The organism is Acuticoccus yangtzensis, assembly GCF_001927245.1.
GTDB lineage: Bacteria > Pseudomonadota > Alphaproteobacteria > Rhizobiales > Amorphaceae > Acuticoccus > Acuticoccus yangtzensis.
The window spans coordinates 218,004-241,288 of the sequence record NZ_MJUX01000004.1 but is presented as its reverse complement, the minus strand read 5'-3'; the positions used below and the strand labels follow the sequence as shown (position 1 = coordinate 241,288).

At 70.0% G+C, this 23,285-nt stretch carries 18 protein-coding genes and 1 tRNA gene; 5 read left to right on the top strand and 14 right to left on the bottom strand.

The genetic code is table 11. The annotated features are described in order from the left end of the window. Window positions 1–6 precede the first annotated feature (6 nt). The 14 genes from BIX52_RS12445 to BIX52_RS12380 all read right to left on the bottom strand — a co-directional run bounded on the left by BIX52_RS12445 (window position 7) and on the right by BIX52_RS12380 (window position 15,397). A complete protein-coding gene (locus BIX52_RS12445) occupies window positions 7–1,323 on the bottom strand; it encodes a glycoside hydrolase family 3 N-terminal domain-containing protein (RefSeq protein ID WP_083660207.1) in 1,317 nt (438 codons plus the stop codon). A 212-nt stretch (window positions 1,324–1,535) separates the two neighbouring features. Continuing rightward, window positions 1,536–3,614 carry a DNA topoisomerase IV subunit B gene (gene parE / locus BIX52_RS12440; protein ID WP_075221395.1) on the bottom strand — a complete coding sequence of 693 codons (2,079 nt, stop codon included), beginning with the start codon at window positions 3,612–3,614 and terminating at the stop codon, window positions 1,536–1,538. A 215-nt stretch (window positions 3,615–3,829) separates the two neighbouring features. Continuing rightward, on the bottom strand, window positions 3,830–4,528 hold the full coding sequence (locus BIX52_RS12435) for a sterol desaturase family protein (RefSeq protein ID WP_075221394.1): 699 nt from the start codon (window positions 4,526–4,528) through the stop codon (window positions 3,830–3,832). Window positions 4,529–4,793: 265 nt separating this feature from the next. Beyond that, window positions 4,794–4,886: transfer RNA gene (locus tag BIX52_RS12430), tRNA-Ser, on the bottom strand. A gap of 196 nt (window positions 4,887–5,082) precedes the next feature. Beyond that, on the bottom strand, window positions 5,083–6,525 hold the full coding sequence (locus BIX52_RS12425) for an NAD(P)-binding domain-containing protein (protein WP_425426679.1): 1,443 nt from the start codon (window positions 6,523–6,525) through the stop codon (window positions 5,083–5,085). After that, window positions 6,519–7,835: a TRAP transporter large permease gene (locus BIX52_RS12420; protein ID WP_075221392.1), complete on the bottom strand. Its 1,317-nt coding sequence runs from the start codon at window positions 7,833–7,835 to the stop codon at window positions 6,519–6,521. Before BIX52_RS12420 ends, BIX52_RS12425 begins: the two co-directional genes overlap by 7 nt. Continuing rightward, window positions 7,832–8,413 carry a TRAP transporter small permease gene (locus BIX52_RS12415; protein WP_075221391.1) on the bottom strand — a complete coding sequence of 194 codons (582 nt, stop codon included), beginning with the start codon at window positions 8,411–8,413 and terminating at the stop codon, window positions 7,832–7,834. Before BIX52_RS12415 ends, BIX52_RS12420 begins: the two co-directional genes overlap by 4 nt. A gap of 3 nt (window positions 8,414–8,416) precedes the next feature. Continuing rightward, on the bottom strand, window positions 8,417–9,430 hold the full coding sequence (locus BIX52_RS12410) for a TRAP transporter substrate-binding protein (RefSeq protein ID WP_075221390.1): 1,014 nt from the start codon (window positions 9,428–9,430) through the stop codon (window positions 8,417–8,419). 66 nt (window positions 9,431–9,496) lie between these two features. After that, the gene (locus BIX52_RS12405) at window positions 9,497–10,474 is read right to left on the bottom strand and encodes an NAD-dependent epimerase/dehydratase family protein (protein WP_075221389.1); all 978 of its coding nucleotides are present in this window, start codon (window positions 10,472–10,474) and stop codon (window positions 9,497–9,499) included. Window positions 10,475–10,614: 140 nt separating this feature from the next. Beyond that, complete coding sequence (locus BIX52_RS12400; RefSeq protein ID WP_075221388.1) at window positions 10,615–11,889, bottom strand: TRAP transporter large permease; 1,275 nt, start codon at window positions 11,887–11,889, stop codon at window positions 10,615–10,617. Beyond that, the gene (locus tag BIX52_RS12395) at window positions 11,886–12,434 is read right to left on the bottom strand and encodes a TRAP transporter small permease subunit (protein WP_208990390.1); all 549 of its coding nucleotides are present in this window, start codon (window positions 12,432–12,434) and stop codon (window positions 11,886–11,888) included. Before BIX52_RS12395 ends, BIX52_RS12400 begins: the two co-directional genes overlap by 4 nt. 33 nt (window positions 12,435–12,467) lie before the next feature. Then, on the bottom strand, window positions 12,468–13,538 hold the full coding sequence (locus tag BIX52_RS12390; RefSeq protein WP_075221387.1) for a TRAP transporter substrate-binding protein: 1,071 nt from the start codon (window positions 13,536–13,538) through the stop codon (window positions 12,468–12,470). 11 nt (window positions 13,539–13,549) lie between these two features. Beyond that, on the bottom strand, window positions 13,550–14,449 hold the full coding sequence (locus tag BIX52_RS12385; protein WP_075221386.1) for a putative hydro-lyase: 900 nt from the start codon (window positions 14,447–14,449) through the stop codon (window positions 13,550–13,552). 72 nt (window positions 14,450–14,521) lie between these two features. Next, entirely contained in the window at window positions 14,522–15,397 is an 876-nt protein-coding gene (locus tag BIX52_RS12380; RefSeq protein ID WP_083660205.1) for a LysR family transcriptional regulator, read from the bottom strand. 696 nt (window positions 15,398–16,093) lie between these two features. Between BIX52_RS12380 and BIX52_RS12375 the strand changes: the two genes are divergently transcribed. From BIX52_RS12375 to BIX52_RS12355, 5 genes are all read left to right on the top strand, one after another. Further along, complete coding sequence (locus BIX52_RS12375; protein ID WP_211098177.1) at window positions 16,094–18,373, top strand: DUF2497 domain-containing protein; 2,280 nt, start codon at window positions 16,094–16,096, stop codon at window positions 18,371–18,373. A 180-nt stretch (window positions 18,374–18,553) separates the two neighbouring features. Continuing rightward, window positions 18,554–19,792 (top strand): c-type cytochrome biogenesis protein CcmI, encoded by a 1,239-nt coding sequence (gene ccmI, locus BIX52_RS12370; RefSeq protein WP_075221384.1) that lies wholly within the window; start codon window positions 18,554–18,556, stop codon window positions 19,790–19,792. A 140-nt stretch (window positions 19,793–19,932) separates the two neighbouring features. Continuing rightward, complete coding sequence (ccmE, locus tag BIX52_RS12365) at window positions 19,933–20,457, top strand: cytochrome c maturation protein CcmE (protein ID WP_075221383.1); 525 nt, start codon at window positions 19,933–19,935, stop codon at window positions 20,455–20,457. A gap of 232 nt (window positions 20,458–20,689) precedes the next feature. Next, entirely contained in the window at window positions 20,690–22,675 is a 1,986-nt protein-coding gene (locus tag BIX52_RS12360; RefSeq protein WP_075221382.1) for a heme lyase CcmF/NrfE family subunit, read from the top strand. Then, on the top strand, window positions 22,672–23,205 hold the full coding sequence (locus tag BIX52_RS12355) for a cytochrome c-type biogenesis protein (RefSeq protein WP_245803186.1): 534 nt from the start codon (window positions 22,672–22,674) through the stop codon (window positions 23,203–23,205). Before BIX52_RS12360 ends, BIX52_RS12355 begins: the two co-directional genes overlap by 4 nt. Window positions 23,206–23,285: the final 80 nt, after the last annotated feature.

The following is a 23,285-nucleotide window of genomic DNA, read 5'->3' as shown; positions in this document are numbered from 1 at the left end:
AGTCCGTCATGGCAGGCCGGCGGTGTCGATCTCAGTCGAAAGGGGGCTGGGCCGCCACTCCGTCAGGTCCAGTTTCAGATTTGCGATGCGCGCATAGGCCTGGCGGATCTTCGCCGCGAACTCCGGCGATTGGCGCGCATGTTCGGCCAAGGCGGACGAGATGGCGTCGATCACCTCGTAACCCTGCCCGGTGCCGAGCGACAGGAGGGCGAGGTCGCCCCCGGCCTCGACCATCATGGTGACCGCCTCCACCGCGTCCCACCGCGAGGACACGGCGTCCATGGCGAGATCGTCCGACACCACCACGCCGTCGTAGCAGAGCGTTTCGCGCAGGAAGCCGGTGATCGCGGACTGCGACAGCGAGGCGGGGATGTCGGCTTCGGTGACGCCCTTCAGCGTGAGGTGGCCGGCCATCAACATGTCGGCCTCGCCGCTGGCGATCATGTCGCGGAAGGGCAGCATCTCCTGGCGCGACCATGTGGCGGTCAAGTCGATGGCGCCTTCGTGGCTGTCGTCGGTGGATGAGCCGTGGCCGGGGAAGTGCTTCAGCGCGGTGCCGATCCCGGCGGCGCGGTGAGCCTCGGCGAAGACGGTGGCATAGTCGGTCACCGTGGCCGGATCGGCTCCGAAGCTGCGGCCGAAGCGGGCAATGACGGGATTGTCAGGATTGCTGGCGAGGTCCACGACGGGGCCGAAATTGGCGTTGAAGCCCAGCGTGGCGAGGGCGGCGGCCATGTCGTCATAGGCGGCGCGGGCCTCGTCCTCGGACCCGGCGGCGATGTCGGCGGCGGCGGGTGTGGAGGGTGCCCCTTCGGACGGCTTCACCCGCATGACGAGGCCACCCTCCTGGTCGACGGCGATGATCGGCGGAAGGTCCGGCCGCGCCTCCATGAAGGAGCGGTTGACGGCGGCGATGTCCCCCGCCGAGGCGATGTTATGGCGGAAGGTCAACACGCCGCCGATGCGCGATCGGGCGATGGCATCGCGCGCCGCGGCAACCCCCGCATCGTCCGGCCGCGTGCCGCCGTAGCTGACGACGAGGAGCTGGCCGATCATCTCCTCAACGGTGGCGCTGCGGAACTGCTGCGGCAGGCGGAACCAGGCAAGCTCGGGGTCTACCGGCTGGCAGGTCGAGGCGAAAGACTCGCTGATCGACGGTTTGGCAACGGGGAGGGGCTGCCACCCGGCCGGCCGGGTGATCAACTCGTCCTCCTGCGCGGCGGCGGGGACGGCAAGGCAAACACAAAGCGCGAGGGAGACCGCCGGGGCGGCGGCACAGCGGCGCGCGGAACGGTTGAAACCGTGCGGGACGGTTCGGGCCATGGGGCAACTCCCTGTCGACACGTCTGACGCAAATCAGATGATCGGCTGGCGGGGACGCATGGTCTACCCCGCCGCGGTGACCCTCAACACATTGTGCCGCCGATGGCCAGTCGCATCATCTGCGAACTTCGCGCCAAGATTGCGCCCGGCTGCGCTCCGGCCGAGGCTCGGCGCCTGATGGCGAGGTGCCGAGCGGTGGGTCGCCGCGCGGGTCAGATGTCCAGCGCTTCGGCGGATGCGAACTCGGCGTGCTCCTGGATGAAGGCGAAGCGCGCCTCGGGCTTGTTGCCCATCAGCCGGTCCACGGTCTTCTTCGTCTCGTCGCCTTCCGAAACGATCGCGACGCGCAGAAGCGTGCGGGTCGACGGGTCCATCGTCGTTTCCTTGAGCTGGCCCGGCATCATCTCGCCGAGGCCCTTGAAGCGGCCGATCTCCATCTTCTGGTTCGGCTTGAACTCGGTCTTCAGGAGCTTCTCGCGGTGCGCATCGTCGCGCGCGTACAGCGTCTTCGTGCCCTGGGTGAGCTTGTAGAGCGGCGGGACGGCCAGGAAGAGGTGCCCTGCGTCGATCAACGGCCGCATCTCGCGGTAGAAGAAGGTGATGAGCAGCGAGGCGATGTGCGCGCCGTCGACGTCCGCGTCGGTCATCACGATGACCTTTTCGTAGCGCAGCTTGTCGAGCGCGAAATTCTTGCCGCTCTCGCAGCCGAGCGCCAGGATGAGGTCGGCGATCTGCTGGTTGGCCATCACCTTGTCGCGCCCGGCATTGGCGACGTTGAGGATCTTGCCCCGCAGTGGCAGCACGGCCTGTGTGGCGCGTTGGCGGGCCTGCTTGGCGGAGCCGCCGGCCGAGTCGCCCTCGACGATGAAGATCTCCGTGCCCGCCGCCTTCTGCTGCGTGCAGTCGGCGAGTTTGCCGGGGAGGCGCGTGCGGCGGGTGGCGGTGCGGCGGGCGACGTCCTTCTCGGCGCGGCGGCGCAGGCGGTCGTCGGCCTTCTCCACGACCGCGTCCATGACGAGGCCGGCCCGCTGCGGGTCCTTCGCCAGCCACTCCTCGAATGCTTCGCGCACTGCCCCTTCCACCTGGCGCGTCGCCTCGGTGGTGGAGAGCTTGTCCTTGGTCTGGCCGACGAATTCCGGCTCACGCACGAACACGGACAGCATCGAGGCGATGGAGGCCATCACGTCGTCGCCCGTCACGGTGCCGATCTTCTTGTTGCCGACGCGCTCACCGTGGGATTTCAGCCCCTTCAGTAGCGCTTGGCGCAGGCCCTGCTCGTGGGTGCCGCCCTCGGGGGTCGGGATGGTGTTGCAGTAGGAGCGCGAAAACTCGTCCACCGGAACGAAGCCGATCGCCCATTCCACCGAGCCCTTGCGGCCCGCCTGGCCGGCATTGCCCGCGAAGAGCCCGTCGAGCACGGTCGGCTTGCCCTTCAGCTCGGCGGCCAAATAGTCGGCAAGGCCGCCGGGGAAGTGGAACTTGGCTTCGGCCGGCGGGGCGTCGGCGCCGGTGAGGAGCTCCGGATCGCAGGACCAGCGCAGCTCGACGTTGGCGAAGAGATAGGCCTTTGCCCGCGTCATCGCGAACAGGCGCTTGGGACTGAATTTCAGCTCCTTGAAGATCTGCGGGTCCGGGTGGAAGGCGACGCTGGTGCCGCGCCGGTTGGGGGCCGCGCCGACCTCGGCGAGCGGCGCTTCGGACAATCCGCGCGAGAAGGACTGGCGGTAGAGCTTCTTGCCGCGCGCGACCTCGACGACGAGCTTGTCCGACAGCGCGTTGACCACCGAGATGCCGACGCCGTGGAGGCCGCCCGAGGCCTCGTAGGCCTTGGAGTCGAATTTGCCGCCCGCGTGCAGCGTCGTCATGATGACTTCGAGCGCCGACTTGTCCGGAAAGCGCGGGTGCGGCTCCACCGGGATGCCGCGCCCGTTGTCGATCACCGTGAGGAAGTCCTTGGAAAGCTTCACCTCGATCCATGTGGCGTGACCGGCCACGGCCTCGTCCATGCAGTTGTCGAGCACTTCGGCGAAGAGGTGGTGGAGGGCGCGGTCGTCCGTGCCGCCGATGTACATGCCCGGGCGGCGGCGCACCGGCTCCAGGCCTTCCAGCACCTCTATGTCGGCGGCGGAATAGCCGCCGTCGTCGGCAGTGGCGGCGGGGCGGGCGGCTTTCGGCTTCGACGCGGCGGGGGCCGGGGTGGTTTTCGGCGCAGGGGCCGCGCTCGACGGGGCGGCTTCCTTGTCCGGTCCGCCGGGTTGAGCCTTGCCGCCGCCGAAAAGGTCCTGATCCATCCGTGTCCCCTCGTCGTCGGCACCCACTACGCGCCGGCAAAACTACATGAGCGGGCGGCCTGTTGCGATGGCTGCCCGCAGGTTCACCCCAGGAAAGGGGCAGGTGGTGCCGCACCGGCGGCGATGCGCGCCCCGTCTCGCGCCCCGATCCGCGCCCGGTGCATCGTCCATTGGCGGGGCGCGGAGCGTGCGCCGTGAACGCGCGGCGGTGCCGGTCAGCGTGTCTCGGTGGACGGCTCTTTGGCGGCGGAGGTCTTCGCTTTCTTGGCCACCTGTTCGTAGGAGGTGCCGAGGAGGCGGTCCCAGAAGGTCCAGAACAGGCCGAAATTGGCGTCCTCGCTGCGATAGTGGTGCAGCATGTGGTGACGCTTGACGATGTTGAGGACGCGGTTGTTCATCGGCATGTGGTGGGTGCCGAAATGGATCAGCTCCTGGGCGATATAGTTCATCGACCCCGCCACGCAGGAGGCGAGCCAGGCCGCCTTCAACCCCTCGGGCATGATGAAGACGAGGAGCGCCAGCCCCGAGCAGAGCAGGATCACCGGCGTCTGCACCGCGTTGATGGCGGCCTTATAGTCGGACGGCTCGCGGTGATGGCGCATGTGGTGGCGCCCGACATCCGCTGTGATGAAGCGGATGAACGTGTTCTCCGGCTCCCAATGGTACAGGAAGCGGTGCATGAGATATTCGACCAGGCTGTAGACGAGGACGCCCCATGCGGCGCCGAGCACCAGCTCCAGCGGGCCACCCGCGAGCCAGACGGCGGCGGCGCCGACGGCGAGCCAATAGGGCACCCACAGCTTCACCAGCTTGGAGGTGGTCTTATACTTCAGCAGGTCGATCAATGTGCGGGTGCGGGGGGCCGTGGAGAGTTTCACGCCGCGATCGTCGGTCACCGCCCGTTGGTCCGTCATCACACTTCCTTACGCGCTGATGAAGCTTATACGCTGATGAAGGCCGGCCGCCGCACCGCACCGGGTTCACGGGACCCTCACTCGTTGACGGCCCTATATCAGGGAAACCACCTCGCCGATGCAATGGGGCCCCGCAATTTGCCCCGTACGCGACCTGCTCCGGGCGCGCACGCTGTCGCGGGGCCTCTGCAACGCCGGGCCGAACGCGGCGCGTACCCGCAGAAGGCACCGGCGGCGGTGGATCAGCCCGTCCTCGAGAAAAGTCTGGCGGAGCCGGAGGGATTCGAACCCTCGAGACGGGTTGACCCCGCCTGACGGTTTAGCAAACCGCTGGTTTCAGCCACTCACCCACGGCTCCGCTCGAACCGGCAGGGGAACTGCCACCGTATCTGCCTGAAGTGGCTGGCCACAGGCACGAGAGGCAACTGCCGATCACTGAAAGTCCGGTATCACACAGTGCGCGCGATCCACAAGGGCGGCCGCGCCATCAGGATCAATTCGCGCACAGCTCCGCCGCGGCCCGGACCACGCGGCCTGACAGCTCGAACGCAGCCTCAGACCTTCACCCGGCCATGGTCGATGACGGCGCTTTCAGGCACCACCGCCTGCGGCACGTCATAGGCGACGATATCGGCGTAGTGCGCCGCCGCGTCCTCGCGGAACAGGCCGCGCGTGACGCCGGAGACGAGCCGCGGCACCGCCGTCGTCATCGCGTTGATCGACGACCCGGACGGGCCGAAGCTCATCGTCGCCGCGATGCCGAAGAGGTGGATGCGCGACACCAGCGGCGTCACCCCCGGCACCTTCTCCTGAAATGCGAAGTCGCCGCCCAGATAGGGGAAACGGCCGAGACGCGGGTTGGCCTCTTCTTCGGGCGGGGTGTAGCGGTCGGCCCAGGTCGCGATGTTGTGCGCGAACCCGGCAAGCTCCGGCCGCCCGGCGAAGTCCATGTCGACCCCCGTCCCGGCGATCACGTAGTCCGCCTTCATCGGCCCGCGCGGCGTCGTCACCACCACGCCGCCGTCCGCCTCAGCCACCGACAGCCACGGCGCACCGACGTGGAGGTGGAACCCAGCGTGGCGCGCGCACCGGTCGTAGGTGTGCTGCGGAAATCCTTCGCGCAGCGACAACACGTGGTTCATGATGCGCCAGCGCCACGCATCGTCGAGGTCGGCGAGGTGGCGCATGAACCCGGCGAAGGTGATCGCGCGGTAGGGCTGGATCACCTGTACCCTGTCGCGCCGGGTGAAGAGGTGAACCTCTGCGCCCGCCTCCAGCGCCGTCGCCGCATTGTCGAAGGCCGAGGCACCGGCGCCGAGCACGAACACCGTCTTGCCCTTCAGCGCGGCGAAATCGATGTCCTCGCAGGTATGGGCGCGCAGATGGCCGGGCAGCGCCGCGACCTCCGGCGGCAGCGTCCACGCCCCGGCGCTCTCCTGACCCGTCGCCAGGATGATGCGCCGCGCGTAGATCACCCGCTCGCCCGAGGCGTCCCGGACGGTCGCCGCCAGCAGCCCGTCCGCATCGGCGATCCCGGTCAAGGTGACGCCGTTTTCGACGCGTGCGCCGGTCATCTTGCGGACCCACAGGAGATAATCGGCCCAGTCGATCCGGTCGATCAGCTCCAGCGCCTCCCATGCCGCGGCACCATATTTGGCCGTGTGCCAGGATTGATAGGTGAGGCTCGGCACGTCGAGATCGGGGCCGGTATAGTCCTTGGGGCTCCTGAGGGTCGGCATGCGCGCATAGGTGCGCCACGGCCCCTCGTCGCCCTCCGCCTCCTTGTCGATCACCAGAACGTTCTCGACCTTCGCGCGCTTCAGCCCGAAGGCGGCGGCGATCCCGCCCTGACCGGCGCCGACCACGAGGACGTCGAGCGCCGGGGCACCGTCCGGCGCGGTGATGGGCTTCACCCACGGAAGGCGCGGATGGGCGATGAGGTTCAGGTCGCGGCGAACATCGGCTTCGAGCCGGGCGAGGGGGTCCATATCTACCATAGTCCTGGAAGCCAGAGGCTGATGCCGGGGAAGGCGATGAGGAGCGCGAGGCGGACCGCATCCGACAGGCAGAAACCCGCTACACCCTTGTAGGTCTGGCCGAGCGGGACCTGCGGCGCCAATCCGTTGATGACGAAGAGGTTGAGGCCGAAGGGGGGCGAGATCATCCCCACCTCCACGGCGACGAGGACGAGGATGCCGAACCACACCAGCGTCTGCGTCGGGTCCATGCCGAGGTCGAGCTGCAGCATCACCGGCACGAACACCGGCAGCGTGAGGAGCACCATGGCGAGCGATTCCATCGCGCAGCCGAGCACCAGATAGATCGCGACGATGATGATGACGATGGCGAGCGGCGGGAGCGGCAGCTCGGCCACCTGGCGCGACAGCTCCTGCGGCATCTGCGACAGAGCGAGCGCGGCGGAGAAGAGTTCGGCGCCGAGCAGGATGAGGAAGACCATCGCGCTGATCTCGGCCGTCGCCCGCAGCGCGTCGAAGAAGTCGGGCAAGGTGAGGCCGCCGGACGCCACCGCGATGACGCCGACCGCGAAGGCGCCGACCGCCGCGCCCTCGGTGGGCGAGAACCAGCCGAAATTGATGCCGCACACGACGAGCAGAAAGACGCCCGCCGACGGCCACACGGTGCGCGTGCGGCGCCACCGTTCGGCCCAGCCGACGCGCTCGGCCCGGGGCGCTGCGCCCGGCGCGACGAGCGTGTAGATCCAGATGACGGCGACATAGCCGAACGCGGCCAGAAGCCCCGGTATCGCTGCGGCGAAGAAGAGGGCGCCGATCGATTGCTCGGTATAGATCGCGTAGATCACGAGGATCACGGACGGCGGGATGAGGATGCCGAGCGTGCCGCCCGCGGCGAGCGTCCCCGTCATCAGCGCGCCGGAATAGCCGCCGGCGCGCATCTCCGGCTCGGCCACCTTGGTCATGGTGGCGGCGGTGGCGAGCGAGGAGCCGCAGATTGCCCCGAACGCCGCGCAGCCGAGGATGGTGGCGACGCCGAGCCCGCCTCGTCGATGCCCGACGAAGCCCCGCGCCGCATGGAACAGCGCCGCCGACATGCCCCCCTTGGTGGCGAGCTCGCCCATCAGCAGGAAGAACGGGATGACGCACAGGGTGTAGCTCGAGAACCGGCTGAAGGTCATCGTCTTCAGCGTGTTGAGGAGCGGCGACCAGCCGATCAGCGATGCGTAGCCGAGGATGCCGGCGACCAGCATCGCCACCCCCACGGGCATCCTCAGCATGATGAGGATGACGGCGCCGGCGAACATCGCGACACCGATATCGAACGAACTCATTGGCTCCTGCCGCTTGTGTCATCGCGGGAGAGGCCGCCCGCCGGTTGCCCGCCGCCGATTTCGTCGAGGGCGCCGATCTCGTTCAGGGCCACCGCCCGCTCGCCCTGGACGAAGCGCCCGAAGGCGGCCTCCACCGCGCTCATCAGGCAGACCGCCGACCACAGCACCATGGCGAGCGCCGCCGGCGCATAGCCCCACCACTGCGGCAGCGTCAGGAACATCGAGGTGCGGCCCCGCTCGAACGCGGTGATGCCGCCCAGCACCAGCCGCCAGGCCAGCACCGCGACGACCACCGCGAAGGCGAAGGCCATCACCGCGTCCAGCCCATCGCGCAGCCGCGCGGGGAAGCGGGCGGTGAAGAAGTCCACCACCACGTTGGCCCCGCGGATCTGGCACCAGGGGAGGAAAAAGGCGATCGCCACCCCGACGAGAAGCTCGACGATCTCGTTATGGCCGAGGATGGGACTGCCGAGCCGGGCCGCCACCACCGCGACCACGGTCACGACGATGGCGGCGCAGACGATCAGGCCGCCAAGGAGTGCGAAGGCCTCTGAGACGGCCGTGAGCGTCCGCCGCATGGTTTATTCGCGGCCGTATTTCGCGGTGATTTCGAGGAGGGACGCCAGCAGCGCGTCACCGTCATAGCCGCGCTCGGTCATCTCGTCGGCCCACATCTGGTAGACGGGCTTCACCGTCTCCTTCCACTTGGCGAGCTCTTCGGGCGACAAGGTGACGATCTCGTTGCCGACCTCGATCGCGACGTTGCGCGCAGGCTCGGTCTGGCTGTCCCAGATTTCGCCCATCTTCTTGGCATATTCGATGCCCGAATTGGCGTCGATCACCGCCTTCAGGTCGTCCGGCATCGCGTCGTAGCTGTCCTGACTCATCAGCGTCATCAGCATGGTCTGATAGAGCGAGGGCTCGGTGTGGCAGTCGGTCACCTCGGTGAACTTGTACGGCTTGGTGATCGCCCAGTTCAGCAGCATGCCGTCCACCTGGCCGCGCGCCGTCGCCTCGTAGACGCCGGGCAACGCGATGCCGACCGGGGTGCCGCCGAGCGCCTTCACCGCCTCGCCGATATATTTTCCCGACACGCGGATCTGCTTGCCGGCGAGATCGTCCATGGAGGCGATGCAGCCCTTGGTGTGGAACAGCGCGCCGTCGGTGGCGTGGACGGCGATCACCTTGATGCCCTCCATCTCCTTGGCGAGGTTGGCCTCGATGAATTCCATCGCCGCCGGGCTCATCGTCGCCGACTTTCCGGTGTGCATGAACGGCAGCTCCAGCCCCTGCGTGCCGGTGAAGCGGCCGGGGGTGAAGCCGGAGACGGTCCAGATCATGTCGACCACGCCGTCTTCGAGCTGCTGGACGAGATCGGCGGGCGCGCCGCCGAGCTGCATCGCCGGGAAGACCTGAACGTCGATGCGCCCGTCCGACTCCGCCTCGACCGCCTCGGCCCAGCGGTCGAGGTGCATGGTGTGGTCGAGCGCGGTGGGGGACGAGAAGGAGTGGAGGCGGATCGTCACCTCCTGGGCCGAGGCCGGAAGGGCGGCCGCGACGAAGACGGCCGAAGCAAGGAGCGCGGACTTGAGCATGGGATCTCCTGACATGATCAGTGAAATTTCAAAGCAACCGGCATGCCAAATTGCCTTTCTCAAAAGCTACTTGCCGCTGACCGCTGCGCCGTAGGTCTTCCACCATTGCGCGTAGGCGGCCGCCGATGCCGGAGCGCTCGACCGGGCGGCGCGCGGCAGGTCGGCCGTCATGCGGTCGATGTTCATCGGTGCACGGTCGCGGGCCTCGGATACGACGATCGTCGCCGTCTCGCCGGGCTTGGCGAGGCGCGCGGTCGTGCCATGGGCCGCGGCAATCCGCTCGGCGAAGTCGAGAACGGTCCAGGTTTGGCCGGTGGAGATGTGATAGAGCGGGAATTGCGGCGCCGGATGGTTGGTCAGCGCGGCGATCGCATCGCCGACGTCCGGTGCATAAATCCAATCGCGCACCGCCGCGCGGTCGAGGATCAGCGGCTCACCGCGCGACAATGCCTGCAGCGTCTTGAAATGCGCACTCAAGGTGTCGCGGACGCCGGTGTCGCGCTCCCAGGGGCCGAACACGGCGGACAGGCGAACGACGCGCACGTCCAGCGACCAAAGGTCGCCGAGGCGCCGGGCGATCCGCTCGGACGCGTATTTGGTGATGGGGTAGAGCGCCACCGGGTCGCAGGGCGTGTCCTCGAAGAGTTCGTCGTGGGTGAACCCGGCCTCGCCGAACGCAGCGCCCGACGACAGAATGACCGCGCGGCTCATCCCCTCGTCCCGCGCCGCCTCAAGGGCGGGCACCAGCGAGCCGTTGTTGACCGCGAGGATCAGGCCGGGGTCGCTCGCCTCGCGCGCCGGGCCGGCGGTGATCGCCGCCCCATGGACCAGCGTATCGCAGCCCTTGGCGGCGGCGCGGACGGCGGTCGCCTCCGTCGCGTCGCCCTCGATCACCGAGAGGAGGTCACTGCCGCGGTGTGCCTCCATGAAGGCCGGCGGCGGGGCGCTGCGGTCGAACAGCACGGCTTTGCGGCCGGCCGCCATCAACGATTCGGCGATGTTGAGGCCGACGAAGCCGGCCCCGCCCAGAATGAGGGTCGTCACATCGAGTGTCCCGGTGCGAGGGGAATGGGATGCCAAACCTTTACGGCGCGGCCCCTTGCGTCAACCGCGTTCGCACGAAGATGTGGCATGCGCACAGATGCGGCAGATGCGGATGAAGGACGCTAGGGATCGCCGGCGCATCACCCCGGCAGCCAGAGGGCAAGGCCCGGCACCGCGATGAGAAGCCCCGCCATCGCCAGCATGACGAGAACGTAGGGGAAGGCCCCCACCATCACGTCCGACAATCGCCCCGATTTGCGGGCGCCGTGGACGACGTAGAGGTTGAGGCCGACCGGCGGCGTGATCAGCGCCATCTCGATGAGGAGGATGAGGAGGATGCCGAACCACACCGTGTCGTAGCCGAACCCGGCGATGATCGGCACCACGATGGGGATCGTCGCCACCATCAGAGACAGCGTCTCGATGAAGAAGCCGAGGACGATGTAGAGGGCGACGATGACGAGAAGGGTGGCGAGCGGGCCGAATTCCAGCCCCGTCAGCATGGCGCTGAGCTGCCGCCCCAGCCCCGCCGCGGCCAGGCAATAATTGAGGAAGGACGCCGCGGCGATGACGAAGACCAGCATCGCCGTCACCTTCACCGTGCCGAGAAGCGCCTGGCGCACCCAGCCCCAGCGGATGCCGGATTGCACGGCGGCGATGAGGAAGGCCATCGCGACGCCGAGCGCCGCCGCCTCCGTAGGTGTCGCCCATCCGGCATAGATCGAGCCGACTACGGCGCCGAAGAGGACGACGATCGGCCCCAGCGCGGTGAGGCCGCGCAGCCGCTCACCCCATGTCGCCTTCGTGGCCGGGCCGCCGAGCTCCGGCCGCAGCGTGCAGATGATCGCGGTCAGGACGATGAAGCCAAGCGCCAGCAGCAGGCCGGGGACGAGCCCCGCGAGGAAAAGGCGCGGGATCGATGTCTCTGTCAGGAAGCCGTAGACGATGAGGTTGATCGACGGCGGGATCATGATGCCGAGCGTGCCGCCCGCGGCGATCGACCCGGCGAACAGGCGCTGGTCGTAGCCGAGCTTTTCGGCCTGCGGCATCGCCACGGTCGCAACCGTCGCGGCGGTGGCGACCGACGAGCCGGACGTGGCAGAAAACATCGTCGCGGTGCCGATATTGGCGTGGATGAGCCCGCCGGGAAGCCACGAGAGCCAGGCGTTGAGCGCCCTGTAGGTGCGCTCCGCGACGCCGGCATGGACGAGCACTTCGCCGAGGAGGATGAAGAAGGGGATGGCGATGAGGAGGGACGAGTTCATCGCCGACCACACCACCTGGCCGAGACCACGGATGAGCGGGAAGGCCGAGCCGAACTGGTCCACCCCGACGCCGAGCAGGAAGAGGACGACGCCGACCGGCAGCGACAACGCGAGGAGCGCGAAGAGGCCCGCGGTGACGCCGCCGATCATGCCAGCTCCTCCGCCTCGGTGACGAGGCCGACGGCGCGCTCTGCCGCCTCTCGCTCACCCGCCGCGACCAGCACGGAGGCCGCCACGAGAAGCGCCAGCGCGGACAGTGTGAACCACACCCAGCCGCCGAGCCAGATGGACTGCGGGATCCACAGCGGCACCTCCAGCGCGGTGTTGGAGCGGCTGCTTCGGGCGATCGTCTTGGCGAGCACGCCCCAGCCGTGGAAGGCGACGAGGCCGGCGACGGTCGCGAGCGAGGCGATGGACAGAAGGTCGAGCGCGGCGCGACCCCGCGGCGGCAGACGGCGGTGCAGGATGTCGATGCGCACGTGCGCCCGCTCCAGCAGCGCGTAGGCGAAGCCCCACGCGGCGACACCGGCCATCACGTAGCCGGAAATCTCGTCGGTGCCGCCGAGCATGCCGGCGGAGGTGGCGCGCATCGTCACCTCGGCAAGGATCAGCGCGGCGGTGGCGAGGAGGGCGATGCCGAGGAGGACGGCCATCGCCCGGTTGGTCCGTTGCAGGAGGTGGACGGCGCGGACCACGCCATCCGTGGTGGGCCCGCGCGACGCCAACTCTTATTCGCCGAGCTTGACGCCGACGACATCGCCGACGCTGGCGTTCCAGGCGGCGGTGGCGTCCGGCCCGGCCCGCTCGGCCCAGTCGGGGAGCACCTCGGTCTTCAGCACCTCTTCGGCGGTGGCGATGTCCTCGTCTGACGGCTCCACCAGGGTCATCGCGGCGGGGTCGCCCATCGGGCAGTCGCCGTTGCCGGTGAGGCAGGCGATGTCACCGTCGAGCGCCGCCGCTGCGCCTTCCCAGGCCTTCGTCTCCAGCTCGGCCTTGGCGAGCGTTGCGATCAGCTCCTGCGTGGCCTCGGGAAGGGCGTTCCAGGTGTCGAGGTTCATGGCCGAGATCACCGGGTCCCAACCGCCCAGCGGCAGCGTCATCAAGGTATCGGCCGATTCCCACCAGCCGGCATTGTAGCCGGAGCCGGAACCGGTGATCGCGCAGTCCACGACGCCGCGTTCCAAGGCGCCCGGCACCTCGCCGAATGCGACGTTGATGCCCTCCGCCCCAAGCGCGTCGAGGAATTTCGTGGTCATGCGGCCGGAGCCGCGGACCTTCTTGCCGGCGAGATCGGCAAGGCTCGCGACCTCGCCGCGGCAGAACACCACCTGCGGCGGATAGGGCGAAATGGTGAGAAGCTTGGCGTTGAACTTCTCCGCGACGATCTTCTCCACCATCGGCCAGGCGGCCTCGACCATCGCCCGCGCGTCCTCGGCGGAGGTGGCGACCAGCGGCACGTCGAGCCCCTCCAGCGCCGGCGCGTCGCCGACGATGTAGTCGGCCACCGTGGTGCCGACGTCGAACACGCCGTCGCTGAGCAGGCGGTAGACGTCGCTTCCGGCGACGCCCATCTGGTCGAACGTCGTCAGCTCCACGGTGATGGCGCCGTTGGAGGCGGCGGGCAGCGTCTCGGTCCAGAAGGGCGCCTCGAACGACTTGTGGAGCGGCAGGCTGGACCAGGAGCCGACCACCGACAGGGTGACGGGCTCGATGTCCTGCGCGGCGGCGGGCACGGACCCCGCGGCGAGGGCGCCGAGCGCGGTGGCGGCCAGGAGGGAGGCGGCAAGGCGGTCAGTCATGGGCAAGCTCCTCACGGGATTGGTGGGCCTAAGGTTGGCGCGTTGGGGGGATGGCGTGGTGGGGTGATCCGTCGGCTCGTCGGGGTGGGGAAGGTGGTCAGCCCCTCGGCGATGAGGTCGGTGACCAGCATGAAGCCCGGCGCGTGGGTGATCGCGAAGGGCACCTTGGCGGCCTTGAGGGCGCGCTGCGGCGTCACCCCGCAGGCCCAGAAAACGCAGATGTCACCGTCCATGATGACCGGCGGATCGCCGAAATCGGGCGCCGTCACGTCGGCGATGCCGAGCGCGGCGGGATCGCCGATGTGGACAGGCGCGCCATGCGCCATCGGCTGGCGGTCGCTGAGGACGACGGCGCGGATCGCGGCCTCCGGCGGCATCGCGCGCATGGAGACGACCATCGGCCCCTCGAACCGGCCGGCGGGCTGGGTGGCGCGGTTGGTCACGTACATCGGCACGTTGCGTCCGGCGGCGCTGTGGCGCACCGGCAGCCCTTCGGCGATCAGCGCCTCCTCGAACGAGAAGGAGCAGCCGAGCGCGAAGGTGACGAGATCGTCCCGCCACAGGTGGGTAATGTCGGCGACGTCGCCGGCCGCCTCACCGTCGCGGAAGACGCGGTAGAGCGGCACGTCGGTGCGCAGGTCGAGATCGTCCGCCACCATGGGAAGGTGCGGCGAGCCGGGGTCCGACACGCCCACCAACGGACACGGCTTGGCGTTGCGCGCGGCGAAGGCGAGGAACTCGTCCGCCGCCTCCTTGGGCAGCATGACGAGGTTGGCCTGGAGCGCGCCGGGGCATTGTCCCGCGGTCTGGCCGGTGAAGGCGCCGCTGCGGCAGGCGCGGCGAAGCACCGCCGGGTCGGCGAAGAAAGGCCGATGCGGATCGGCGGAGGGACCATTCACAGCGACGTTCATAAGGGGAGCTTTGGATAGATACCCGATGCTGTCAACGGATGAAATGACCCGCTAATTGATCACTTGAAGTGATCATTCGGGCTCGCACAGCGAGGCCACGGCACCGTCCAGCGTGGCCCCCAAGCTCTTCATCCGGCACAGCGCGAAGTGGAGGTCCGACGGCGCGAGCGCGGGCTCCACGGCGACGGGCACGATGCGCCCGGCGGCGACGTCGCGCGCCACCATCTCGGCCGGCAGGGTGCCGATGCCGAGGCCGTCCTCCACCAGCGACAGAACGGTGGCGAGAGAGGCGCTGCCGTGGAGGATGGGCGGGTCGATCTCGGGCTGGGCGAAGAGCCGCTCCACCTCCCGATAAGGCGGCGTCCCGCGCGAGAAGCTGACGATGGGGTGGCGGGCGAGGGCGGCGAGGCTCAGCGGCTCGCTGCCGAGGGCGAGACCGGGCGCTGCGTACCAGCCGAGCGAAGTCTTGCCGATCGGCCCTCCGGTGGCGCCCGCGGGGACCGACTGGCGCAGCATCACCGCAAGGTCGATCTCGTCGCCCACCAGCATGGCGGCGAGGCGCTCCGACACCTCGACCGACAGCTCGATCCTGAGCGCAGGCGCCGCCTCGCCCAGCACCTTGACGATCTTGCGCAGGCGCGTGTGGACGATCGTTTCGGCGACGCCGAGGCGCAGCGTCCCGGCGATGGAGGCGCCGCTGATCCCTTCCGCGATCTGGTCGCGCAGGGCGATCAGGCGCTCGCACTCCTCCAGCATGCGGCGGCCGACGAGGGTGAGGCTGGCCTGCCGCCGCGAGCGGTCGAAGAGGAGGACGCCGAGCCGGCGCTCCAGCGCGGCGATGCGGTTGGAGACGGCGGACTGGGAGAGGCCGAGCGCGTCGGCCGCGGCGCGGAAGCCGCCCGCGCGCACAACCTCCCGCAGCATCTCGGCGTCTCGCAGGTCGAACAAGGCGGCCTCCCGTGGCGGTGGATCGGAGCGTGGCGGCGCGAACCGGGTCAATCTGCGGTAGCGCCGCCGCGCCACGGAACTGTGAATGAAACCGCCCGATCGCGACAGTCCGGCCCAGTGGCGGCAACGCAACTGTTACCTTTCCGTTCGTAACCCCGATTCGCGGCCGCGGCGTCGTGACACTTCTGGTCGTGGCAGGGAGAGAGCGCGATGGATGACCTCTTGGCCTCTATACGCAGGATCATCGCCGACGATGAGCCGCGGACGGCGCATGGTCGCGCGGAAGGCCGCGAGGACGCCGCGCCGGACGACGTGGCCGGGACCGACGACGACACGCCGCTGCCGCGCATGAAGAAGCGGGTGAAGACACTCGATCCGACGCCGGAGCTCGTCGAGCGGTCCTTCCGCACCGCGCTCGCCAATGCGGGCAGGGCACCGGCGAGTGCTGGGGCCGACGCTGGGCGGACGGCGCCTCGTGCGGGCCGGCCAGAGCCCGCCGCGGAGATGACGTTGTCCGAGGCCGACAAGGCGATCGCCGAGGCGACCCGCATGGCCTTCGCCGCGGCGATCGACCAGTGTGACACCGAGGAGGCGTCGCCCCTTTTCGAGGCGGATTTCGGCGATGGCGCGGAGACCGCGACCGGGCGCGACGGCGCCGCCTATTGGCACGCGGCCGGTGGGCGCGAGGGGGCGCGGGTGCCGGCCGAGGACGGCGATGATGCCGGTCCGCTCATCTGCCCGCCCGAGAGCAGCGGGCCCGATTGGGCAAGCGGCGACGACGGCCTCGACGATCTCGAGGTGCGTAGCCCGTTGGCGCTTTCCGGCCCCGGCTCGCGCCAGAGCGTGCAGTCCCCGCCGCGTTTGCGCGCCTTGCCCGCACCCGAGGCCGACGACGAGGCCGCCGTCTGGGGCGAAGCCGAGGCCGCCGACGAGACCTTCCCTGACGATCCGTTGCCCGACGATTGCTTTTCCGATGATAGCTTTCCCGATGATGCCGTGACCGACGACGAGGTGGCCGAATACATGGCGGCCGAGGACGACGGACCCGCGGACGAGGCCGATGAGGGCTGGTACGCGCCGTGGGCGGCGGCTGACACCGCGGAAAACGAAGATGTCCGCGCCGACGAGGCCGACGAAGAGCCTGCGGCGTTCGATTCGCCGAACGGTGAGGCGCCGGAGAGCGCAGACGACAGCGGCTGGACCGCCCACGCCGATGAGACGCCGCGCGTTCGCCCCGTTGAAGCGGTGGAGGAAGCTGGCGATGAGGGCGCGGACGGCGTTCTGTCCGAGCCGGACATCGCCGAACTGCCGCCCCAGCCGCAACGCAAGCTGCCGCTGACCGTCGCCGCCCGCCGCATCGCCGACGCCTTGAGGAGCAGCGCCCGCGCGGCCAAGGCCGAACCGGAATTCGACGTCGCCGATATTCCGCCGCGTCGCGGTGCGCCCATGCCGAGCGTCGCATCCGTTCCGCCCGCCGATGAAGGGACGAGCGGGACCGTGGTGAGCGAACCGGCCCCCCCTTCGCGCGCCAATAAAGACGCCGCAGCCTGCGAGAGCGGTGCTGCCGGCGAGGAGGCGAGCGCCTTCGCGGACACCGCCGCCACGCCCAGCCTCTCGACGGACACGCACGCTCCGGTTTTGCAGGGCGAGAAGCTGGCGCTCGGCGAGGACCTGGCCCTCAGCGAGGACGGGGCGACCCGCGGGGACCTGACGACCCGCGAGCATCTCTCGATCGGGGAAGATTTGGAACCCGGCGAGGACATGAGCCTCGGCGAGGAACAGAGCCCAAGCGAAGGGGTTGGCGGCGGCGCTGCGGCGGATGGCATGATCGACGGTGAGGATCCTCGCGCTGGCGCGCTCGGCACCGCCTATGGGCCCATCGCCATCGCCGACTTCAGCGAACATCTCGGCCTCATCGAAGAGGAAGACCTCGCGGACGAATTCCTGCCGCGGCCGGCGGCGGCTGCGGAGCGGGTGGACGAGGTCTCTGCACAAGCCCCGGCGCCGCGTGGACAGACCGCATCACCGCTCGCTCAGGCCATCAGCATCTGGCCGGACATGCGCTCTCTCGCCCCGCGCACGGTGCGCGCCGATGCCGGACGCCTGCCGGCCGCCCCCGTGGCGTCATCGCCCGCGCCGTCCGCTCCCGCGCAGTCTCCGCCGCAGCCCGCGCCGCAGCACAGACATGACGAGGGGCGCTCCGAGGCACCGATGCCGCTGAGGACGGGCGGTCAAGAGGTGTGGCCGCAGATGCTGAGCCCATCGGCCCGCGCGGCGTTCCACCGCTGGTCCGACGCGGCCCCGGGCGCGCAACCCCGCCCGTCCGCCACCGAAAGCCCGAGCGCGAAGCGGTCCTGGGAGCGGCAGCAGGCCGGCGACGCGGCGCAGGCGGACCGCGCGCATCCGCCCGCCGAACTGCGCCAGACGGCCGCCACGTCCACGCTGGAGGCGGAGCCGCAGCGGCCCGGCGGTTGGGACCGCGTGCGCGACGCGGCGCAGCGGCCGACGTTCCAGGCGATGGCGGAGCGGATGAAGAATGCCGCATCCGCGGCGCGGGCCTCGACAGGCGAGGCGCCGGCGGGCGGCGCGTCCTCGCGCCATGGCGCGCAGGGCCCAGCGCCGCTCGGCGGGCGCGCCGCAGCGCCGGTCACCAGACGCCCGGCGCCCAAGGATCGCGCGCCGGAGCGGACCCCTTTGCGAGACACGGCTTTCACCCGCGACCAGACTCCCCCGATGGAGGCGACCGATTTGATGAGCCAGACCACCCGTCTTGCGGCCGGCGCCGCGTTCGAGGAGCTGTCACGCTCGCTCCAGGCCCGCGACGGGGCCGAGCCGAGCCGCGGCACCAACCCGCTCGAAGATCTCGTGAAGGAGGCGATGCGCCCGATGCTGCGCGAGTGGCTGGACGCCAATCTCAACGGCATCGTCGAACGGCTGGTCCGCGAAGAGATCCAGAAGGTCACCGGCCGCCGCTGACGGCCGCGCCGCCGCGGTAGGGCGCGCTCGCCCGATCCCGCGGGAAGGGTCGCCGCGCAAGCGGGGTCGAAGCGCGGGCAGGGTCACGGCGTGGGATGGGCGGCCGTTGGCGACAATTTGCCGGATCGTCTCATGCGATCCGGCCTTGCATTCGGCGGACGGCCCAATCAGTAGAGTCGTATGGTGTTGTGGATCATCTTCGCCGGGCTCTCGCTCGTCACTTTGGCCTTTGTTTGCCGCCCCTTGCTGGCGGGGGGCGCGCCGTCCCTCGGCGGGTCGGACGAGGTAATCTACGCCGCTCAGCTCGAAGAGATCGAGGCCGATCGCGCCCGTGGAACGCTGCCGGACGATGAGGCCGAGGCCGCGCGCGCCGAGGTGGCGCGCCGCCTGTTGCGGGCCCATCGCGGCGGCGGCGCCGCCCCGTCGTCCGGCGGGCGGCGGTGGCTCACGGCGGCGCTCCTGTTGCTCATCGTCCCGGCCGGGGCGGCCGCCGGTTACGTCGCGCTCGGCTCGCCCGGCTATGGTGACCGCCCTCTCGCCTCGCGCGATGCGACAGGAGCCGGCGACGCGGCGAACCTCGTCGCCGATGCGGAGCGCCGCCTGACCGCCGATCCGGGCGATGGCGAAGGCTGGGCCGCCATCGCGCCGGTCTATCTCAGGATGCGCCGGTTCGCCGATGCCGCGGACGCCTACCAGCGCGCCATCACCCTGGTGGGACCGGACGCGCGCTACCTGACCGGGCGCGGCCAGGCGTTGATGTTCGCCGCCGGCGGCACCGTGACCGACGAGGCGCGGGGTCTGTTCGAACAGGCGGCGGCGACCGAGCCGGATGCCGCCGCGCCGCAGGTCTTCCTCGCCGTGTCCGACCGGCAGCGGGGCGACATGATCGCCGCAGCCCGGCGCTGGCGGGCGCTTCTGGAAGGCAGCGACGGAAGCGAAAGCTGGCTGCCGATCGCGCGCGCCGAGATCGGCGAGATCCAGGCCGCCGAGACGGCGCGATCCGGCGATACGCCCTCCGGCGGTGCGCCTTCAACTGATACGCCATCGGGCGATGCGCCCTCGAATACTCCGCCCTCCGGCGATCCTGCCAGCCCTGATTTCGCGCCGCCCGCGGCCGCGATGGGCGCCATCGCCGCGCTTCCCGCCGCGGAGCGCGCGGCGCAGATCGGCGCGATGGTCGACGGCCTCGCCGCGCGGCTGGAGGCGGACGGAGGCACGGCGGCCGAGTGGGCGCGGCTGGTGCGCTCCTACCGCGTCATGGGCCGCGACGACGAGGCAGAGACAGCGATCCAGTCCGCCCGTGCCGCACTGACGGGGGACGAAAGGTCAGCCTTCGACAGCGCCATCCGCGACACGGCGGGCGAGGCGGGCAATGAGGCGCGGCGGGCTACCGGCGCACCAAAGGCCGGGGCAGACTGAGTGGCGACGATGCTGCGGCAAGGACCGCGACGGCCGCAACAACCGGGGGAGACTACGCACGTGCAGGCGCAAGGGTCGCGTGACGCGAATGGGATGACGAAGCGCCCGGCGACGGGCGGTCCTACCGCTGGAGGCGCGCGGTGACCCGGCGCGGCCGCAAGGCACGCCGCCTCGCCCTCATCGCCGTGGCGGGCCTCGCCATCGCCGGGGCGGCAGCCTTGGTCCTCGTCGGCCTCGGCGACAGGATCACCTATGCCGCCACGCCGACCGAGCTGAAGGACGAGGTCCACCCCGCGGGCGTGCGCGTCCGCCTCGGCGGCCTCGTCGAGGACGGGTCACTCGTCCGCGGTGCCGACGGCGACGTCGCCTTCGCGGTCACCGACACCGTCAACCGCGTGCCCGTCCGGTACACGGGCATCCTGCCGGACCTGTTCCGCGAAGGGCAAGGCGTCGTCACCGAAGGCGTCATGGACCCGTCCGGCACGCTGATGGCCGACACGGTGCTTGCCCGCCATGACGAGAACTATATGCCCAAAGAGGTCGTCGATTCCCTCAAGGCGCAAGGGCGCTGGAAGGAAGGCGAGGGCGCGCGCACCGGCATGGAAGGCCGCGCGACGACGCCGGGCGCCACCGCCCCCGTTACGAGCTCGGCCGCAACCCAGTGAATCGGACCGAACATCGAAGACCCTCTGCCGACATCCGGGCGCACGAGTGAGCCGATCAGACGTTTGGATGAGCTGATCCATCAGACGAAAGCCCTTAGGGTTCGAACCGCTTGGATCGAACCGCGAGGTGCACCGCAGATCCGTCGCGGCGCCCACCTTGTCGCTGCCGGCCCGGCGCTTGTGGCAAGGCCGGCCCCATGCGACGGAGACGACGGCACGAAGAGGACGCGCGATGCTGAATGAAGTCGGACACTTCGCCCTTGTGCTGGCGCTCGCCATGGCGCTCGTGCAGTCGGTTCTGCCGATCGTCGGCGCGCAGCGGGGCGACACGCGGCTGATGGCGACGGCGGCACCCTCCGCAGGCGCCGTGTTCGCCCTCGTCGCCTTCGCCTTCGCGGCGTTGACGGTGGCCTATATCCGCTCCGACTTCTCGGTCCTCAACGTGTTCGAGAATTCCCATTCCGCCAAGCCGATGGTCTACAAGATCTCCGGCGTGTGGGGGAACCACGAGGGGTCGATGCTCCTCTGGGTGCTGGTGCTCGCCACCTTCGGCTTCCTCGCCGCCGTGCTCGGCCGCAACATGCCGCTCAGCCTGCGCGCCACGGTGGTCTCGGTGCAGGGGTGGGTGTCGACCGCCTTCCTCGCCTTCATCCTCGCCACCTCCAACCCGTTCGAGCGGCTTTTTCCGGCGCCGTTCGAGGGGCAGGACCTCAATCCGCTGCTGCAGGACATCGGCCTCGCGATCCACCCGCCGCTGCTTTACGTCGGCTATGTCGGCTTCTCGATCGTCTTCGCCTTCGCCATCGCCGCCTTGATCGAGGGGCGGCTCGACGCGGCGTGGGCGCGCTGGGTGCGGCCGTGGATCCTCGGCTCGTGGATCTTCCTCACGCTCGGCATCGCGATGGGCTCCTACTGGGCCTATTATGAGCTCGGCTGGGGCGGCTGGTGGTTCTGGGACCCGGTCGAGAACGCCTCCTTCATGCCCTGGCTGGCGGGCACGGCGCTGCTTCATTCCGCAGCCGTGATGGAAAAACGCGACGCGCTCAAGGTGTGGACGATCCTTCTCGCCATCGTCGCCTTCTCGCTGTCGCTGCTCGGCACATTCCTGGTGCGCTCGGGCGTTCTCACGTCGGTGCACGCCTTCGCCTCGGACCCCACGCGGGGGCTCTTCATCCTGATGATCCTCGCCGCCTTCATCGGCGGGGCCTTCCTCCTCTTCGCGCTGCGGGCGGGGACGCTGAAGGCCGGCGGCGCCTTCGCGCCGATGAGCCGTGAAGGGGCGCTCGTCTTCAACAACGTCTTCCTGACGACGGCCTGCGCCACCGTCCTCGTCGGCACGCTCTACCCGCTGGTGCTGGAGACGGTGACGGGCGGCAAGATCTCCGTCGGCCCGCCCTACTTCAACATGACCTTCATCCCGCTGATGGTGCCGCTCTTCCTGGCGCTTCCCGCGGGGCCGCTGCTCGCCTGGAAGCGCGGCGACGCGGCGGCCGCCGCGGTGCGCCTGCTGCCGGCCATCGTGGTGGCGATGTTCGGTGCGGCGGCGTCGGCCTGGCTCGCGGGCGAGGAGACGGCGCTCACGGCGGCGTTCGGCATCGGCATCGGCCTTTATCTCGTCGTCGGCAGCGTGGCGGAGCTGTGGCTGCGCACCGGGCGCGGTGCGGCGGGGGCGCGGCTTGCCCGCCTGCCGCGTTTGCCGCGGGCGATGTGGGGCACGGCGTTCGGCCACCTCGGCGTCGGCGTCACGGTGATCGGCATCGCCGCCCTGTCCGCGTTCCAGACCGAGGTGATCCGCGACATGGGGCCGGGGGACACCGCGTCCCTCGCCGGGTACGAGCTGACCCTGGCGCGGGCCGAGCGGGTGGAGGGACCGAACTATACCGACACCGTGGCCGTGTTCGACGTGCGGCGGGGCGGCCGGGTGGTCGACACCCTGCGGCCGGCCAAACGGCATTATCCGGCGCGCAACATGCCCACCACCGAAGCGGCGATTAAAACCATGGGGCCGACGCAGCTTTATGTGACGCTGGGCGAAGTGGCGGACGGCAAGGTCGTGGTGCGCCTGTTCTACAAACCCTTCGTGCTCTTCATCTGGATCGGCGCGTTGATCGCGGCCTTGGGGGGCGTGCTCTCGCTGGCCGACCGCAAGTTGCGGATCGGCCTTCCCGCTCCGGCGCGGCGGCGTGTGCCGCAGGGCGCCGCGGGAGCGGGCGCATGACGGGCGGCGGCATGATGGGCCGGGGCATGAGGGCGCGCATCGCCGCCCTTTTCGTGCTGCTGCTGGCGTTCGCGGGCCCGGCGCTGGCGGTGAACCCGGACGAGCAGCTCGCCGACCCGGCGCAGGAGGCGCGGGCGCGCGAATTGTCGAAAGAGCTGCGCTGCGTCGTCTGCCAGAACCAGACGATCGACGATTCGGATGCCGACATCGCCCGCGACCTGCGCCTTCTGGTGCGTGAGCGGATCACGGCCGGCGACAGCGACGAGGAGGTTCTCGCCTTCCTCACCGACCGCTACGGCGACTTCGTGCTGCTGCGCCCGCCCTTCAACGCCGCGACCGTGGCGCTTTGGGCGATGCCGGCGCTGCTTCTCGTTCTCGGCCTCATCGCCGCGACGGTCTATCTGCGCCGCCGGCCGGAGCTTGCCGTGGGCGAGCGGGGCCTCACCGCCGAGGAGGAGGCTGCGCTGGCCGACGTGCTGGCCGCCCGGCGCGCCGCCAGGGAAGGGCCGCCGCCGAGCGATCCGGCCTGAAGTGATCCGCCTCGAGCCGCGAACATGCGGACGCGGGCGGGGTGAGGGAACGCGCGGCGGATCGCTCGCCGTCGGGCGGA

Bases quoted from the DNA above. Each gene is read 5' to 3' on its own strand.
- parE (WP_075221395.1), bottom strand. From the start codon at position 3,614: ATGGATCAGGACCTTTTCGGCGGCGGCAAGGCTCAACCCGGCGGACCG.
- BIX52_RS12355 (WP_245803186.1), top strand. From the start codon at position 22,672: ATGACGGGCGGCGGCATGATGGGCCGGGGCATGAGGGCGCGCATCGCC.
- BIX52_RS12445 (WP_083660207.1), bottom strand. From the start codon at position 1,323: ATGGCCCGAACCGTCCCGCACGGTTTCAACCGTTCCGCGCGCCGCTGT.
- BIX52_RS12410 (WP_075221390.1), bottom strand. From the start codon at position 9,430: ATGCTCAAGTCCGCGCTCCTTGCTTCGGCCGTCTTCGTCGCGGCCGCC.
- BIX52_RS12360 (WP_075221382.1), top strand. From the start codon at position 20,690: ATGCTGAATGAAGTCGGACACTTCGCCCTTGTGCTGGCGCTCGCCATG.
- BIX52_RS12425 (WP_425426679.1), bottom strand. From the start codon at position 6,525: ATGGTAGATATGGACCCCCTCGCCCGGCTCGAAGCCGATGTTCGCCGC.
- BIX52_RS12435 (WP_075221394.1), bottom strand. From the start codon at position 4,528: ATGACGGACCAACGGGCGGTGACCGACGATCGCGGCGTGAAACTCTCC.
- BIX52_RS12385 (WP_075221386.1), bottom strand. From the start codon at position 14,449: ATGAACGTCGCTGTGAATGGTCCCTCCGCCGATCCGCATCGGCCTTTC.
- BIX52_RS12415 (WP_075221391.1), bottom strand. From the start codon at position 8,413: ATGCGGCGGACGCTCACGGCCGTCTCAGAGGCCTTCGCACTCCTTGGC.
- BIX52_RS12400 (WP_075221388.1), bottom strand. From the start codon at position 11,889: ATGATCGGCGGCGTCACCGCGGGCCTCTTCGCGCTCCTCGCGTTGTCG.
- ccmI (WP_075221384.1), top strand. From the start codon at position 18,554: ATGGTGTTGTGGATCATCTTCGCCGGGCTCTCGCTCGTCACTTTGGCC.
- BIX52_RS12420 (WP_075221392.1), bottom strand. From the start codon at position 7,835: ATGAGTTCGTTCGATATCGGTGTCGCGATGTTCGCCGGCGCCGTCATC.
- BIX52_RS12390 (WP_075221387.1), bottom strand. From the start codon at position 13,538: ATGACTGACCGCCTTGCCGCCTCCCTCCTGGCCGCCACCGCGCTCGGC.